This window comes from Micromonospora sp. NBC_00617 (genome assembly GCF_045161355.1).
Taxonomy (GTDB): Bacteria; Actinomycetota; Actinomycetes; order Mycobacteriales; family Micromonosporaceae; genus Micromonospora.
Genome location: NZ_CP107751.1, coordinates 2029105 through 2044461 on the forward strand (window position 1 = coordinate 2029105; position 15357 = coordinate 2044461).

14 protein-coding genes are annotated in these 15357 nt (G+C 73.3%); 9 read left to right on the forward strand and 5 right to left on the reverse strand.

The features are described from left to right. The first annotated feature begins 1 nt into the window (after position 1). Both OG505_RS09125 and OG505_RS09130 read left to right on the forward strand, forming a co-directional pair. Complete coding sequence (locus OG505_RS09125; protein ID WP_405432506.1) at positions 2 to 970, forward strand: alpha-ketoacid dehydrogenase subunit beta; 969 nt, start codon at positions 2 to 4, stop codon at positions 968 to 970. Continuing rightward, the gene (locus OG505_RS09130; protein WP_405432507.1) at positions 967 to 2325 is read left to right on the forward strand and encodes a hypothetical protein; all 1359 of its coding nucleotides are present in this window, start codon (positions 967 to 969) and stop codon (positions 2323 to 2325) included. Before OG505_RS09125 ends, OG505_RS09130 begins: the two co-directional genes overlap by 4 nt. A gap of 71 nt (positions 2326 to 2396) precedes the next feature. Here the strand turns inward: OG505_RS09130 and OG505_RS09135 are convergent, their stop codons facing one another. After that, on the reverse strand, positions 2397 to 3068 hold the full coding sequence (locus OG505_RS09135) for an SGNH/GDSL hydrolase family protein (protein ID WP_405432509.1): 672 nt from the start codon (positions 3066 to 3068) through the stop codon (positions 2397 to 2399). Between the two features lie 9 nt (positions 3069 to 3077). Further along, positions 3078 to 4034, reverse strand: coding sequence for a sialidase family protein (locus tag OG505_RS09140; protein ID WP_405432511.1), 957 nt, complete (start codon positions 4032 to 4034; stop codon positions 3078 to 3080). Positions 4035 to 4244: 210 nt separating this feature from the next. Between OG505_RS09140 and OG505_RS09145 the strand changes: the two genes are divergently transcribed. After that, on the forward strand, positions 4245 to 4820 hold the full coding sequence (locus OG505_RS09145) for a hypothetical protein (RefSeq protein ID WP_405432513.1): 576 nt from the start codon (positions 4245 to 4247) through the stop codon (positions 4818 to 4820). Between the two features lie 34 nt (positions 4821 to 4854). Here OG505_RS09145 and OG505_RS09150 read toward each other — a convergent pair whose 3' ends face one another. The 3 genes from OG505_RS09150 to OG505_RS09160 form a co-directional block, all read right to left on the reverse strand. Further along, a complete protein-coding gene (locus OG505_RS09150) occupies positions 4855 to 5778 on the reverse strand; it encodes an aminoglycoside phosphotransferase family protein (RefSeq protein ID WP_405432514.1) in 924 nt (307 codons plus the stop codon). A gap of 233 nt (positions 5779 to 6011) precedes the next feature. Further along, a complete protein-coding gene (locus tag OG505_RS09155; RefSeq protein WP_405432516.1) occupies positions 6012 to 7235 on the reverse strand; it encodes an MFS transporter in 1224 nt (407 codons plus the stop codon). Beyond that, on the reverse strand, positions 7232 to 8797 hold the full coding sequence (locus OG505_RS09160) for an AMP-binding protein (RefSeq protein ID WP_405432518.1): 1566 nt from the start codon (positions 8795 to 8797) through the stop codon (positions 7232 to 7234). The genes OG505_RS09155 and OG505_RS09160 overlap by 4 nt, the downstream gene beginning before the upstream one ends. Positions 8798 to 9082: 285 nt before the next feature. On the opposite strand from OG505_RS09160, the gene OG505_RS09165 reads away from it, so the two are divergent. The 6 genes from OG505_RS09165 to OG505_RS09190 all read left to right on the forward strand — a co-directional run bounded on the left by OG505_RS09165 (position 9083) and on the right by OG505_RS09190 (position 15344). Further along, positions 9083 to 10387 carry an SGNH/GDSL hydrolase family protein gene (locus tag OG505_RS09165; protein WP_405432520.1) on the forward strand — a complete coding sequence of 435 codons (1305 nt, stop codon included), beginning with the start codon at positions 9083 to 9085 and terminating at the stop codon, positions 10385 to 10387. Positions 10388 to 10454: 67 nt separating this feature from the next. After that, the gene (locus OG505_RS09170; protein WP_405432521.1) at positions 10455 to 11666 is read left to right on the forward strand and encodes a cytochrome P450; all 1212 of its coding nucleotides are present in this window, start codon (positions 10455 to 10457) and stop codon (positions 11664 to 11666) included. Positions 11667 to 11675: 9 nt separating this feature from the next. Next, positions 11676 to 12641: an alpha/beta hydrolase gene (locus OG505_RS09175; protein WP_405432522.1), complete on the forward strand. Its 966-nt coding sequence runs from the start codon at positions 11676 to 11678 to the stop codon at positions 12639 to 12641. After that, the gene (locus OG505_RS09180; protein WP_405432524.1) at positions 12634 to 13752 is read left to right on the forward strand and encodes an alpha-hydroxy acid oxidase; all 1119 of its coding nucleotides are present in this window, start codon (positions 12634 to 12636) and stop codon (positions 13750 to 13752) included. Before OG505_RS09175 ends, OG505_RS09180 begins: the two co-directional genes overlap by 8 nt. 3 nt (positions 13753 to 13755) lie before the next feature. Beyond that, positions 13756 to 15084 carry a PLP-dependent aminotransferase family protein gene (locus OG505_RS09185; protein ID WP_405432525.1) on the forward strand — a complete coding sequence of 443 codons (1329 nt, stop codon included), beginning with the start codon at positions 13756 to 13758 and terminating at the stop codon, positions 15082 to 15084. Further along, a complete protein-coding gene (locus tag OG505_RS09190) occupies positions 15084 to 15344 on the forward strand; it encodes a hypothetical protein (RefSeq protein WP_007460594.1) in 261 nt (86 codons plus the stop codon). Before OG505_RS09185 ends, OG505_RS09190 begins: the two co-directional genes overlap by 1 nt. The last annotated feature ends 13 nt before the right edge of the window (positions 15345 to 15357 follow it).

The following is a 15357-nucleotide window of genomic DNA, read 5'->3' on the forward strand; positions in this document are numbered from 1 at the left end:
GGTGCCCCGACTGTCGTACCGCCGGGCGTTGACCCGGGCCCTCGCCGACGAGCTGGCCCGCGACGAGGCGGTGTTCCTGCTCGGTGAGGACATCCAGGTCGGCGCGTCGCTGGTGACCACCGGGCTGGCCAAGCGGTTCGGCGTCGACCGGGTCCGCGACACCCCGCTGTCGGAGCAGGCGTTCACCAGCTTCGCCACCGGGGCGGCGCTGGCCGGGCTGCGGCCGGTGATCGAGTTCCAGATCCCGTCGCTGCTGTTCCTGGTCTTCGAGCAGGTCGTCAACCACGCGCACAAGTTCCCGCTGATGACCGGCGGGCAGTGCGCGGTGCCGGTCACCTACCTGGTGCCCGGCTCCGGGTCGCGTACCGGTTGGGCGGGGCAGCACTCCGACCACCCGTACAGCCTGTTCGCCCACGTCGGCGTGGTCACCGTCGTGCCGGCCACCCCGGCCGACGCGTACGGGCTGCTGGTCAGCGCGATCCGGCACGACGACCCGGTGGTGGTGTTCGCCCCGGCCGGCGCGATGGACACGCGCGACGACGTGTCCGATCTGGAACCGGTGCCGCTGGGTCGGGGCCGCGTCCACCGCTTCGGCGACGACGTCACGGTGGTCGCGATCGGGCACCTCGTGCACGACGCGCTCGCGGTCGCCGAGGAGTTGGCCGACCAGGTCTCGGTGGAGGTGTTCGACCCGCGCACCCTGTACCCCTTCGACATCGACGGGTTGATCGAGTCGGTCGCCCGCACCGGGCGTCTCGTGGTGCTCGACGACGCCAACCGCTCCTGCGGCATCGCCGCCGAGATCATCGCCTCGGTGGTGGAGCGGGTCCGGCTGCTCGCCCCACCGCGCCGGGTCACCCGCCCGGACGGGGCGGTGCTGCCGTTCGCCCCCGCCCTGGACCGCGCCGTGCAGCCCTCCCGGGAGCAGCTCGCCACCGCCATCCACCTGACCATGAAGGACTCATCATGATCGACCCGAACTACTCGTGGCCGTCGGTCGACCGGGCCTGGACCGACCTGCCGGCGCCGGCCCGCCAGGCCATGGTGGCCAGCGGCGCGGCCGCCTGGGAACGCGTCTTTCACGGGCGGGCCACCTACAACAAACAGTGGCGGCTGGCCCGCCCCCCGATCCTGACCGCCGACGCCTGGCGGGAGCTGAACGAGGTCTGCGACCGGCTGGCCCAACTCATCCTGGACACCTGCCGGCGCCGGGTGGACACCGCCGGCGAGCTGCGCCGGCTGCTCGGCGTCCCGGCGGGGGAGACCCGGCTGCTGGACGAGTCGGAGCCGCTGACCGAGGCGCTGCTGGCCGCGTACCGACCGGATGTGATCTTCACCGAGGGTGTGCCGAAGTTCGTCGAGTACAACATCGACAGCAGCCTCGGGGGAGGATTCGACGCCGACACCGTCATCCAGCGGTTCGCGCAGCTCTACGCCGAGCACGGCATCCTCGACGACCTGCCGGTACGCGCCGCGCCGTCGCTGCTGGACCAACGTTTCGTGGCGATCCGCGAGGAGCTGGGGTTGCCCGACGGCGCCCGGCTGGCGCTGCTGATGGACTTCGACGCCGACTACCCGGGGCTGGACGACCCGGAGACGTTCATCCGCATCCTCAGCCCGCTCGCCGTACGGGCCCGGGACTTCGGCATCGACCTGGTCATCGCGCCCCTGGCCACCGCGACCCTGGCCGCCGACAAGCGGCTCGTGGTGGACGGTGCGCCGGTCGACGCGCTGTTCCGCCTCTTCGTGCCCAACCGGGTCACCCCGACCGCCGGCCTGGACGCGGTGGCCGGCGCGCTGGCCGCCGGCACGCTGCCGATGTTCGTGTCGGCGGCGGCCTGGCTGCTCGGCAACAAGACCACCTTCGCCTGGCTGTGGGAGGACGTGGACGCCCTGCCCGCCGACGACCAGACGCTGATCCGCCGGCACGTGCCGTACACGGTGCCGTTGACCGTCGCGGTGCTCGACCGGGCGATCGCCGAGCAGGCCGAGCTGGTGGCGAAACCGGCGGACGGCTCGGCCGGGCACGGTGTGCTGATCGGCCCCGAGCTGAGCCCGACGGACTGGGCCGACGGCCTGCGCGCGGCCGTCGACCGGGGCGGCGCGATCCTGCAGCAGTACCTGCCGGCCGACCGGGTGCCGATGGACTTCGTGCAGATCGAGACCGGCGAGACGGTCACGGCCGACGTCCCGTACTCCCTGGCTCCGTACCTGTTCGGTCGCCACGCCTCCGGCGGCCTGGCGAGGGTCGGCTTCCCCGGCGGCGACGGAATCCTCAACCTGGCCCACGGAGTCCTCCTGACGGGAATCCTCCTGTCCAACTGACCCCGACCCCCACCGGGTGATCATGAAGTTATTGCCCCGACACGCCGTGCCGGACGGCAATAACTTCATGATCACCGTCGCTTTCGGAGGGCGCGGAGGGTTTCCGCTGTCGCTATCGCGTCGCTGCGGGCGCTGCCGTGGCGGCCGTCGGTGCTGTAGAGGGTGGGGTCGGCCGTCAGTGGGTGGTCGGTGAGGTGCACGTGGACCGTTCCCAGGCGGTCGGCGAGCAGTGCCGTGTGCGCGGAGAGGCGGCGCATCCGTTCCCCGAGGCCGGCCCGCACGTGCTCGGGCACGGCCGGGCTGTGCGACACGTCGAACATGCCCACCGTGATCACGTCCGCTCCCGCGTCCCGTAGCGGGCTGATCATCGCGGTCAGCTCGGCGTCCACCGCGTCCGCGTCGTACGCCGGGCCGAAGGCGTCGTTGCCGCCGCAGACGACCAGCGCCAGGTCCGGCTCGAAGGCCAGCGCCGGGGCGAGCTGCGCGGCCCGCACCTGGTGCGCGCGCAGCCCGCGTCGACCCAGATTGCGGTACGCCAGATCGGGGCGGACGGCGGTCAGCTCGGCGGCGACCCGGTCGACCCACTGCACGTCCGGGTAGCCCGGCGTCGGCTCGCACATGCCCTCCACGACGCTGTCGCCGATCGCCACGAACCGCCGCCACGGGTGCCCGCGCAGCAGCTCGGCGGCCTCCCCGGGGCGTAGACAGTACGGGTCTGTCGATTCGTCGAGCGTCGATGGCATGCCGGCACGCTAACCGACCGTCGCCTCCTCGGCCAGGCTGACCTCGGCCAGGTAGACGCAGGTGCGTCCCTCGTGGGAGGAGTAGTAGCTGGCCCAGAGCAGGTCGTCGTGCCAGACCAGGCCCGGGTAGCTGGTGTCGCCGCCGGAGGGCAACGCGACCAGTTCGGTAAGCGTGCCGCGCTCCGGGTCGACGGCGCAGATCGCGGTGCGGACGTCGCCGTCGAGCAGCCGTACGCCGGCCAGCAGCCGCCCGTCGGGCAGCCGGAGCAGCGCCGGCCCGCCCACCCGCACCCCCAGGTCGGTCCAGGTCCACTCCCGGTACGGCGCTGCGGCCCGGCCGAGCTGCGCGGTGGCGCTGTCGCCGTCGCGGCGCAGCAGGCAGTGGGCGGTGCCGTCCGGGGCGAAGGCCAGACCCGACTCGTTGGGGTAGCCGCCCTCGAACAGCGTCGGCACCCACCGCCGCAGGTCGACGCCGTCAGCACTGCGGTAGAGCCGGGCGAACCGTGGCCCCCGGGTGGCGTAGCCGACGGCGTACATCGCGTCGTCGTGCCAGGCGGCCCGCCACACCCAGACGCCCGGCTCGCCCACGGGAACCGGGTCGCCCCAGGTGCGCCCGTCCCCGGAGAGCCAGGTCACCGTGTCGAACGTCTTGCTCGTCTCTCCGGTCGCCGCCGCCGCGAACAGTTGCAGGCGCCCGTCGGGCCGCACGACGAACCGGGGGTCGCGCAGGTCGACGCCGTCCTGCCGGATGACCGCCGCGGAGCTCCAGGCCCGACCGTCCGCCGAGGTCAGCACCCGGATCACGCCGTCGTCGGATAGGTGCGTCCGCGCCTCACGGAAGGCGCAGAACCACGTCCCGGCGTGCCGGACGAGGTCGGTGAACGCGCTGTGCGGCGCGCTGTCGCCGATCCGCCGTACGGCGGTGACCTCGGCGGTGCGGCGGTGGGTGGGTGACGACGACGTCATGCGCGGCGGCCTCCTGGCTGCGGAAAGAGGGGTACTCCCGGGGCCGACGCGTGCCCGGACCGGCCGTTGTCCGGCCCGACGGGCTCCGGCGCGGCCGCGACGGGCCGACGCTAGCCGTCGGCGCGGTGGGGCGGTGCGCTGGCACGGGTCCACCACGATGGCGGTGGGCCGGCCGCTCCGGGCTGGCGAGTGCGTCGGAGGGAGGTGTCGATGCTCAGCGCCTTTCTGCAGGCCCTGGCGAGCAAGCTGGTCGAGGCGATCATCGGCAAACTGACCGAATGGCTCGCGCCAAAGGCGCTGCGGGCCGTACCGCACCGTGCCGCACCAAACTGTCCACGCTGCGGCGGGTACGGCGTCCGGCGGTGGGCCCCCGGCGGCATGTGGGCGGTGTTCCTGCTGTCGCTGCTGGCCTTCGCATGGGGCTTCGGGTTCACCCTGCTCGGCGTGCCGATTGTCGTGTTGGCCGTGGTCGGCGCGGTGCTGTCCGACGGCGTCGGCGCCCTGTGGCCCGCCCTGCTCGCGCCACTGGGCCTGCTGGTCCCCGGCGCCCTGATGGTCGGGGGAGCGTTCGGGCTGGCCTGGTACAACAACTACCCGCCGAAGTGGTGCGCCCGCTGCCACAGCCGCTGGCCACGCCGCGACCGCGCCGAGTACCTCCGCTCGGCCCGGGAGTTCACCTGCGGCTGCGGGCAGCGACTGCGCGTGCCGACCGTCGCCACCGGGGCGAAGCTGCGCTGCCCGCGCTGCCGGATTGAACACGCCACCCCGCTCCGAACCGGTCCCTGACGAGTCGCCTCGGCCGGGGCCGGTGCGCCGGGGTTCAGCGGGACACGGCGTGCTCGGCGAGCAGTTCGCCGAGCACCTGCCGGGCCCAGGCCGCCGTTGCCGGCTCCGAAGCGTCCAGCGTGATGAGCGCCTTCCACAGCGCCCACCCGCGTCCGCGCGCCCAGGTGGCCGCGTCGACGTCGAGCGCGTCGAGGAACGCCGCCCGCGCGCCGCCGCGCAGCAGGGTCCAGGCGATCACGGTGTCGCAGGCGGGGTCGCCGACACCGCAGCAGCCAAAGTCGATGACAGCGGCGAGCCGGCCGTCGCGGACCAGCAGGTTGCCGTCCGCGACGTCGCCATGGAACCAGACCGGTGGCCCGGACCAGGTGGCGTCGAGAGCGGCCTGCCAGATGTCGGTGACCACGTCGACGGGCAGCCGGTCGCGGTGCGTCTCGATCGCGGCCCGGGTCTCCGGGTCGTACGTGGACAGCGGACCACCGCGCCAGGCGCTGTGCGGGCCGGCCTCCGGGGCGTCGGTGGTGTCGACGGCGCGCAGGGCGCGCAGGAAGGCGGCGAGGTCGGTGGCGAACCGGGTCAGGTCGTCGATCCGTTCGGGTCGCGCGGTCCGGCCGTCGATCCAGCCGTAGACCGACCACGGGTACGGGTAGCCGGCGCCGGGTCGCCCGTGGGCCAGCGGGCTGGGGATCTCCAGCGGCAGTTGCCCGCCGAGCACCGGCAGCCAGCGCTGCTCCTTGGCGACCTGCAACGCGTAGCCCTCCCCGCTGGGCAGCCGCACGGTCATCTCCGCACCCAGGCGGAAGGTCCGGTTGTCCCAGCCGCCGACCTCGACCGGGCGCACCGGCAGCTCGGCCCACCGGGGGAACTGCTCGGCCACCAGTCGGCGGACCAGGCCCACGTCGATGCGCCGGGCCGTCGTCTCGTCGGTGTGCGGCACGTCGGGTGCGGGCTGTGCGCTCATCCGCCCGAGCCTGCGGGCTACGCCGGCCGCCCGCAACCGATTTGCGCCGACAGTGGGACCGGTCGGGTCAGCCTCGGGACAAATGTCCGGGAGGTGCGGGCCTGGCCGCACCTCAACTGCCGCCTTTGCTCTGCTTCAACCGCCGCAACACCGACGCCCCGAAAGTGTTGCGTGGGTTTAAGCAGAGCAAAGGGGGCGCACGAGACGGTTGCGAGCCGCTGGGCAGCAGGACATCAGGCGGTGGCGGCAGGTGTGGGCCGCGTCGGCGCCTTCGGGTTGGACACCCTGGCCACCAGCGGGAACGCGGTGACGAGCAGGCAGACCGCCGCCATGACCAGCAGCGCCGGGGTGAGGCCGAACGCGTCCACCGACCAGCCGCCGAGCAACGCGCCGACCGGTAGGCCGACGAAGGCCAGCGATCCGGCGATGCCGAGCACCCGGGTCTGCAGATCCGGCGGCACCCGCTCGTAGAGCGCCACCCCGAGCAGCGGGTTGACCGCCGCGATGCCGATGCCGGACAGGAACGTCACCACGAGCACGACCGGCAACTCGCCGCTGATCGCCAGGGCGATCAGTCGAGGTGTGCCGGCGACCATCGCCCCGAGCAGGAACGTCAGCCGGCCGGGCAGCCGCGGTCCGAGCGCGGTGAACAGCACGTTGCCCAGCAGCGCGCCGGCCGAGAAGGCCGCCAGCACGAGGCCGAGCCCGCTCGGGCCGTGCAGTTCCCGGGCGACCCAGAACGGGATGTAGACGGCCACGCTGGCGTTGGCGACCATGTTCAGCGCCGCGACGACGACCAGCATGCCCAGCAGCGGCCGGTCGCGACCGAGGTAGCCGAACCCGTCGCCCAGCGCGCGCAGGTAGCCGACCGGGGCGGTGGGTTGCGCCGGGGCGGCCGGGGGGCGGACCAGGAGGCCGATCAGCAGGGCGCAGATCGCGAAGCTGACCGCGTCGATGAGGATCGCCTGGCTCACCCCGAACGCGGCGATCAACAGGCCGCCCACGGCGGCGCCGAACAGCGTCACCACCCGGCTCAACCCGTCGTACGCCGAGGTCAGGCGGATCAGCGGCACCCCGGCGGCCTCGGCGACCGGTCGGAACATGACGTGCTTGACCCGGTCCCCGATGCCCCGCAGCGCGCCGGCCACCGCGACCAGCGCCACCAGGGGGGCGAAGCCCAGCCACGGGGTCAACGCGACGACGCCCATGGCCACCGCGCTGCCGGCGTCGCACAGGATGGAGGTGCGGCGCAGGCCGATCCGGTCCGCCCAGGGCGTGCCGAGGGCACTGGACAGCAGGTACGGCAGCGTCTCGGCGAACGCGACCAGACCCATCTTGGTCGGGCTGCCGGTGGTGACCAGCACCAGCCAGGGGATGGTCACCACCGAGATGCGGGTGCCCAGGTTGGAGATCAGGTCCGCGCTGACCAGGACGACCAGCTGCCGGCGGGGGGTCATGTCCCGACCGCCGCCGCCCCGCGCGCGGCGTACTGCGCGCGCAGTGCCCGCTTGTCCACCTTCACCGACCGGTTCACCGGCAACCGGTCGACGAACTCCACCCCGGCCGGCGCCCACATCTCGTTGAGTTCGGCGGTCACCAGGTCGATCAGCTCCGCCTCGGTGACGGTCGCGTCCGGTGCGGTCACCACGTACGCGTACGGGACCTCGCCCACCGTCTCGTCCGGTACGCCGATCACGGCGGCGGCCCGCACCTGCGGGTGCCCGGCCAGAGCGTCCTCGATGGGGCGGCAGAAGATCGCCCAGTTCCGCCGGTGCGTGACGATCATGTCGTGCGCCCGGTCGACCAGGTACAGGAAGCCGTCGTCGTCGAGGTGGCCGATGTCGCGGGTGCGGACCCACCCGTCGACGAGCGTCTGCGCGGTCAACTCGGGTTGGCCGTGATAGCCGGCGAAGCTCAGCCGGGTGTGCACCCACACCTCACCGTCACGGCCCGGCGGCAGCACCGTGCCGTCGTCGTCGCGGATCTCGATGCGCACGTCGCCGTAGGGCCGCCCGCAGGAGCGCAGCCGCTGCGGGTGCTCCGGATCGTCGATCAGCCCGGGCAGAGCGGTGATGACCACGGCCTCGCTGAGGCCGTACACGATGCGCAGTACCGGGCCGAACCGCGCGATGGCCTGGCGCAGCCGGGCGGGCGCGGCGGGCCCGGCGCCCACGTTGAACATGAACATGGCCGAGAAGTCGGCGCCCACCAGCGCCGGGTGGTCCAGCAGCTCGTAGAGCATCGGCGGGGTGACGAACGTCGAGTTGATCCGCTCCCGCTGCACGGTGGCCACGAACGCCACCGGGTCCCAGTCGTCGCGCAGGAACAGCACGCCACCGGTGAACAGGTTGAACAGGGTGGTGATCTGGCCGCTGGCCAGCCACATCGGCGAGTGCGACAGGTGCCGCAGCAGCGGGAACCCGGCGGCGCGGAAGTCGGCGGCCAGCGTGAGGATCTGGGCGTAGAAGCTCTCGGTGTGGTGCACCAGCTTGGGTGTGCCGGTGGTGCCGCTGGTCTGCAGGAACGACTCCGGCGCGCGGACGGCCGCCGGCAGCGCCACCGAACCGGCCGGATCGGTGGCGGCCGTGAGGTCCGGGCCCGCGCCGCCGGGGCCCAGGCAGCACACCGGCACGCCGGGCAGCGCGGCGGTCAGCTCCGGCCCCAGGCTGGCCGGGTCGCGGGCGTCGTAGACGAGGGCGTCGGGTCGGGCCCGCCGGAGGAACTCGTCGACCTCCCGGCGGGCGGTGACCGGGGCGACCCACATCGTCCGGCAGCCGATCAGGTGCAGCGCGAGCTGGAGCAGCGGCCCCTCCACGGCGTTCGCGACGGTCACCAGCACCGCCGAGCCGGGCCGTACGCCGTGCCGGGTCAGGGCCGCGGCCATCGCCCGCACCAACGCGGCGGCCTCGGTGTACGTGATGCGACGGCCACCGCCGACCAGCGCCTCCCGGTCGCCGAAGTCGGCGAAGAGATCCAGTGCCCTGTCCACGTAGGTCGCGTGCCCGGGTCCGTCAGTCATCCGGCAAACCCCCATCGCAAGAAAGCGGCGGTCTCCGGGCAGCTCCCGGTGACGTCGCGGGCGGTGGGCGCGCGTTCGGCGACCGCACCGCCGCCGCCTGCGAGCCTAGGCCGGCGAGGGCGCGGCGGGACCGGGCCGAAGGGCGATCCGGAAGGCCCGGTGGACATTTGATCGCGTCGATCAGGTTGATTGACGCCCGTCATCGGCGGCGGCTAGGTTTCTGGACCATCGTCCAGGCGGGAGCCGTCAGCGGACGGCCCTGGGCTGCCACACGATGGAGGTTCAATGTCGACCCCGAAGAGATGGCATGTCGTCGCCGCGGCCGCGGCGCTGCTGGTCACGGCAACACCCGCCGTCGTCGCCAGCGCCGGCGGATCCCCGACCGCCGCGGCGCGGCCGGACCGGGGCGAGTGGGCGGGCAGCTGGGCCGCCGCGGTAACCCGGGGCAACTCGGTCGGGTTGACCAACACCGGCCTGAACGACCAGAGCGTCCGGATGGTCGTGCACGTCTCCGTGGGTGGCCCGGCGCTGCGGGTACGGCTGAGCAACCTGTACGGCGAGCAGGCGGTCCGGGTGGGCCGCGCCACCGTCGCCCGGCCGAACACCGCCACCGTCGACGACGTCTCCGACATCGACCCGGCCTCGCTGCGCGCGCTGACGTTCACCGGCGCGGCCTCGGCCACCATGAACCGGGGCGCCGAGCTGCTCAGTGACCCGCTCACCTTCACCGTCGCGGACGACAGCGACCTGGTGGTCACCCTGCACTTCCCGACGCCGACCGGGCCGACCACCTTTCACGGGCAGTCCCAGCAGAGCAACTTCATCGGCGCCGGTGACCTGACCGGGGCCGCCGACGGCGGCGGGTTCACCATCCGACCCACCTGCTGCTGGTTCTTCCTGTCCGGCATCGACGTGCAGCGCAAGGGCAGTCCGGGGGCGCTGGTCGTGCTCAGCGACTCTATCGGCGACGGCAACGGCAGCACGGTCAACGCCAACCGGCGCTGGCCGGACCTGCTATCCGACCGGCTGCTCGCCGACCGGCCGGACCGGCGGACCCCCGGCGTGCTCAACCTGAGCCTGGCCGGCAACCGCCTCAACCATGAGGGCACCGAGCCGGGCGCCGGAGACTACCCCGGCTACTTCCAGCTCGGCCCGAACGCGGCGGCCCGCCTCAACGAGGACGTCTTTCCCCAGACCGGGGTCCGTACGGTCGTCACGCACCTGGGCATCAACGACATCTGGATGTCCAACGACTCGCCGGAGGCGATCATCGCCACGCTCCGGCAGATCAACCAGCAGCTTCAGCAGCGTGGGCTGACCAGCCTGGTGGCCACGCTGACCCCGTACGAGGGGCACGGCGCCCCGGGCGTGTGGACGCCGGAGAAGGAGACCACCCGGCAGGCCGTGAACGCGTACCTGCGCGGTAGCCGGGAGTTCGACGGGCTGCTGGACTTCGACCGGGTGCTGCGCGATCCGGCCCGGCCCAGCCAGTTGCTGCCCGCGTACGACTCGGGGGACCACATCCATCCGAACGACGCCGGCAACCAGGCGATGGCTGACGCCGTCCCGCTGCGGCTGCTCAACCTGTGACACCGGCCCGGGGGCGGCGGCCGATCCCGTCGCCTCCGGGCACCGACATCCTGGGGAGGAGAACGTCGTGACGGTGCAGGACCTGCTCACCGGCCTCTACAGCGAAGAGGGCCGCCAGAACCCGTACCCGTGGTACGCCGAGCTGCATCGGCTCGGACCGGTCAGCGCGGTGCCGCCCCGCGCCGAGCACCGCACGGTGTCGGCGGTGGCGGTCGGGTACGACCTGATCGACGGGCTGCTGCGCGATCCGCAGTGGACCAAGCAGCCGCCGCCGGGCTGGGAGGAGCACGAGATCCTGCGCACCTTCCAGACCTCGATGATGTTCATCAACCCGCCCGATCACACCCGGATGCGGCACGTCTTCTCCCGTACCTTCACGCCGCGTCGCCTCGGCGCGCTGGAGCCGGTGATTTTGCGGGTCGTCGACGAGTTGCTGGACAGGATGGCCGACGCCGGTAGCGGTGTCGTCGACTTCGTGGCCGACTTCGCGTACCCGATCCCGGCCCTGGTGATGGCGGAGTTCATCGGCATCCCGGCGGGGGAGCTGCCCTGGTACCGGGACCGGGTGGAGCGCATCGACGAGTTCCTGGACGTTGCGGGAAAGACCCCGCAGCGGCTGGCCGCCGCGAACACGGCGGCGCAGGAGCTGCGGGCGTTCTACCGGGAGTTGCTGGCCCACCGCCGCCGCACGCCCGGCGAGGATCTGATCAGCGCGCTGGTCGAGGCCGTCGGCTCGGGCGAGGTGGAGCTGACCGAAAAGGAGCTGATCAGCAACCTGATCGTCTTGTTCAACGCCAGCTTCGTCACCACCGTCTACATGTTCAGCAACGGCCTGCCGCTGCTGCTGGCCCACCCGGGGGCGGTCACCGCGCTGCCCACCGACGACGACCTCGCCCGGGGCTGCGTCGACGAGGTGCTGCGTCTGCAGAGCCCGGTGCACTTCCTCGCCCGGGCCGCGCCGCAGGACACCGTGCTGGCCGGCGTGCCGGTCGCCCGCGACGACAACGTGCTCATCATCATCGGCGCCGCCAACCGCGACCCGGCGCGGTTTCCCGACCCGGACGTCTTCGACCCCACCCGCCCCGGCCCGCCGTCGCTGGCCTTCGGCGTGGGGCTGCACTTCTGCCTCGGCGCGGCGGTGTCCCGGCTGGAGGGACGCCTCGCCCTGCCCCGCCTGTTCGCCCGGTTCCCCCGGCTCGCGGTCACCGAGACCCCGACGTACAGCGGCAGCCTCTTCCTGCGCGGCATCGACAAGCTGCTGGTCAGCACCGGCGGATAGGAGACCCGCATGGCCCTGCACCCGGAGGTGGCGGCCTACCGCGCCGCCCGCGTCGCGGCCGGCACGCCGCCGCTCTACACGCAGACCCTCAGCGAGGCGCGCGCCGCGGACCTGGCCGCGATCCGCGCCGGCGGCGGCGCGGTCGAGCAGGTCGATGAGGTACGCGACGAGCGGATCCCCGGGCCGGGCGGTGACCTGCCGATCCGGGTGTACCGGCCGACCGGGCCGGGGCCGCTGCCCACCCTGCTGTACTTTTTCGGCGGCGGGTGGACGCTCGGCAGCGTGGACACCGCCGACGGCATCTGCCGACGACTGGCCAACGCGGCGGGATGCCAGGTGGTGACCGTCGGCTACCGACTGGCCCCCGAGTACCCCTTCCCGGCCGCGGTGCACGACTGCCACGCCGCCACCGTGTGGATTGCCGCGAACGCCGAGGAGTTCGGCGCGGACCCGACCCGGCTGGCGGTGGGCGGGGACAGCGCGGGCGGGAACCTGGCCGCGGCGGTGACGCTGCTCTGCCGCGCCGACGGACCCCCGCTCGCCGCGCAACTGCTGGTCTATCCGAACACCGACGTCAGCGGCGAGCCGTCCGGCCCGGTCGACGACGACCCGGCGCTGTTCAACCGCCGGTCGGTGGCCTGGTACCGGACGCACTACCTGGCCGATGAGGAGCACTCCCGGGATCCGCTGGCGTCGCCGCTGCTCGCCGACGACCTGTCCGGTCTGCCTCCGGCGCTGGTGGTCACCGCCGAACTGGACCCGCTGTGCGCCGAGGGGCAGCGCTACGCGCAGCGGCTGCGCGCCTACGGTGTGCCCACCCGCCTCGACCACTATCCGCAGATGATCCACGGGTTCTTCGCCATGCCCGGCGCCTTCACCGACGGCCAGCGGGCGCAGCACCGGGCGGCGGCGTTCCTGCGGGAACGGTTCGGGCTGGCGCCGCAGCCGGCCGACGCGGGGGTACGCGGTGGCTGAGCCGGTGCTGGCCGACCTGCCGACCGGTTCGCCGGCGGCGGTGACGCTCGCCGACTACGGACCGCGGGCGCGGGCGGTGCTGGCCCCGGACGTGTGGGACTACATCGCCGGCGGCAGCGCCGCCGAGGTGACCCTGGCAGCCAACCGGACCGCGCTGGACCGGGTGGCCGTGCTGCCCCGGGTGCTGCGCGGCAGCCACGCCGTGGACCTCGGCGCCCGGCTGCTCGGCCGGCCGTACGCGATGCCGGTCGGGGTCGCGCCGATGGCGTACCAGCGGCTCGTGCACCCGGACGGGGAACTGGGCCTCGCGGCGGCGGCCGGCGCCGCTGGCGTGCCGTATCTGGCGAGCACGTTGAGCAGCACGCCGATCGAGGAGATCACCGGAGCTGGCGCGGAGGTCTGGTTCCAGCTCTACTGGCTGCGCGACCGGGCACTGGTCCGCGATCTTCTGGACCGGGTCGTGGCGGCGGGCTGCCATGCGTTGGTGGTCACCGTGGACGTTCCGGTGCTCGGTCGACGCCCGCGCGACCTGCGCAACGCGTTCCGCCTCCCGGCCGACGTGGTCGCCGCGAACCTGCCGCACGGCCGGGACGCCCTGGCGCACGCCGGCGCCCCCGGTGTGTCCGCGATCGCCGCCCACACCGACGCGTCGTTCGAGTCCGCCCTGCGCTGGGCGGACCTGGCCTGGCTGCGCGAGCACGTCGACCTGCCGCTGGTCGTCAAGGGGGTGCTGGATCCCCGCGACGCGGTCGAGGCGGTGCGGATCGGGGCGGACGCGGTCGTGGTGTCCAACCACGGCGGGCGTCAGTTGGACGGGACGCCGGCCAGTGTCACCATGCTGCCGGAGGTCGTCGACGCCGTCGGCGACGGTGGTCAGGTGCTGCTGGACAGCGGCATCCGTTCAGGCACCGACGTGCTGCGGGCGCTGGCGTTGGGCGCGGCGGGCGTCCTGGTCGGCCGTCCGATGCTCTGGGCGCTGGCCGTCGGGGGGCGGCGCGGTGCGCAGGACGCGTTGGCGCTGCTTGCCGCGGAGGTGCATGACGCGCTCACCCTGGCCGGCTGCGCCGATCCGGCCGCGGCGGTCGAGCTGCGTACGCTCGGAGTGGGCTGAGCGGTGGCACCGACCGAGCCGGCCGACCTGAGCGTCGCCGACCTGCACCCCGCGCTGGGTGACCCGGCGTTGACCTCGATGAACTTCCTCAACGAGGTGTCCGAACGCTATCCGGCGGCGGTGTCGCTGGCGGCCGGGCGCCCGTACGAGGAGTTCTTCGACGTCGCGGCGGTGCACCGGCACCTGGACACGTTCCACCGCCACCTCGTCGACGAGCTGGGTCACACGCCCGAGCAGGCCCGACGACTGCTGTTGCAGTACGGCCGGACCAAGGGCATCGTGCACCACCTCATCGCCCGCAACCTCGCGGTCGACGAAGGGATCACTGTCGACCCGGAGGCCGTCGTGGTGACCGTCGGCTGCCAGGAGGCGATGTTCCTGGTGCTGCGGGCGTTGCGGGCCGATCCGGCGGACGTGCTGCTGGCGGTCGCCCCGACCTACGTCGGGCTGACCGGGGCGGCCCGGCTGGTGGACCTGCCGGTGTGGCCGGTCGCCGGGGGACCGTCCGGTGTGGACCTGGCCGACCTGCGGGCCCAGGCGCGTCGGGCCCGGGCGTCGGGACGTCGGCCGCGCGCCTGCTACGTGCTGCCGGACTTCGCCAACCCGTCCGGGGTCAGCATGAACGTCCCGGACCGGCAGCGGCTGTTGACGCTGGCCGCCGAGGAGGACCTGCTGCTGCTGGAGGACAACCCGTACGGGCTGTTCCCCGTCGACGACGGGCCGCGCCCGCCGACCCTGAAGGCGCTGGACACCGACCGGCGGGTGATCTACCTCGGCTCGTTCGCCAAGACGGTGCTGCCCGGAGCGCGGGTCGGCTACGTGGTCGCCGACCAGCGGGTGGCCGGGTCGGACGGCCGGGTCGGCCCGCTCGCCGACCAGCTCGCGATGATCAAGAGCATGGTCACGGTGAACACCTCACCAATCGCGCAGGCGGTGATCGGTGGGCGGTTGTTGGAGCACGGGTGCAGCCTGGTGCCCGCGAACACGCGGGAGCGGGCCGCGTACGCCCGCAACCTGCGTCACCTGGTCGCCGGGCTGGCCCGACGTTTCCCCGACCGGCCGGACCGGCCGGCGGTGGTGCGGTGGACGGTGCCGGCCGGCGGGTTCTTCGTGGTGGTGACCGTGCCGTTCGCGGTCGACGACGCGCTGCTGGACACCTCGGCGCGGGACTACGGGGTGCTCTGGACGCCGATGGCGCACTTCTACGACGACACGGCGCCGGTGTGCGCGCTGCGGTTGTCGGTCAGCGCGGTGACACCCGAGCAGATCGACCTGGGGTTGGACCGGCTCGCCGCCCTCATCGCCGACGAGCTCCTGCGTGGACGGTCATAATGGGTCGCATGGTTGCCTGGGAGTACGCCTTGCTCGTCCGCCGCTATCAGGGACAGGGCCGCAATTTCACCGTCTCGTTCGTCTGGTACGGCCCGGACGGGTCGCGCAAGGACATCACCGCCTACGGCGACACGGCCATCGCGCACCTCAACCGCGCCGGCCGGGAGGGCTGGGAGCTGGTCTCGGCCGCCGAGGACGTGAACAACGTCCAGGGCAGCACCGAGGTGCACCGCTACCACCTCAAGCGTCCCCTGAACTGACTGCCCGCCGCCC

Excerpts from the sequence above, each read along its gene's own strand:
- OG505_RS09130 (WP_405432507.1), top strand. The coding sequence starts at position 967 with ATGATCGACCCGAACTACTCGTGGCCGTCGGTCGACCGGGCCTGGACC.
- OG505_RS09135 (WP_405432509.1), bottom strand. The coding sequence starts at position 3,068 with ATGCCATCGACGCTCGACGAATCGACAGACCCGTACTGTCTACGCCCC.
- OG505_RS09140 (WP_405432511.1), bottom strand. The coding sequence starts at position 4,034 with ATGACGTCGTCGTCACCCACCCACCGCCGCACCGCCGAGGTCACCGCC.
- OG505_RS09145 (WP_405432513.1), top strand. The coding sequence starts at position 4,245 with ATGCTCAGCGCCTTTCTGCAGGCCCTGGCGAGCAAGCTGGTCGAGGCG.
- OG505_RS09150 (WP_405432514.1), bottom strand. The coding sequence starts at position 5,778 with ATGAGCGCACAGCCCGCACCCGACGTGCCGCACACCGACGAGACGACG.
- OG505_RS09155 (WP_405432516.1), bottom strand. The coding sequence starts at position 7,235 with ATGACCCCCCGCCGGCAGCTGGTCGTCCTGGTCAGCGCGGACCTGATC.
- OG505_RS09160 (WP_405432518.1), bottom strand. The coding sequence starts at position 8,797 with ATGACTGACGGACCCGGGCACGCGACCTACGTGGACAGGGCACTGGAT.
- OG505_RS09165 (WP_405432520.1), top strand. The coding sequence starts at position 9,083 with ATGTCGACCCCGAAGAGATGGCATGTCGTCGCCGCGGCCGCGGCGCTG.
- OG505_RS09175 (WP_405432522.1), top strand. The coding sequence starts at position 11,676 with ATGGCCCTGCACCCGGAGGTGGCGGCCTACCGCGCCGCCCGCGTCGCG.
- OG505_RS09190 (WP_007460594.1), top strand. The coding sequence starts at position 15,084 with ATGGGTCGCATGGTTGCCTGGGAGTACGCCTTGCTCGTCCGCCGCTAT.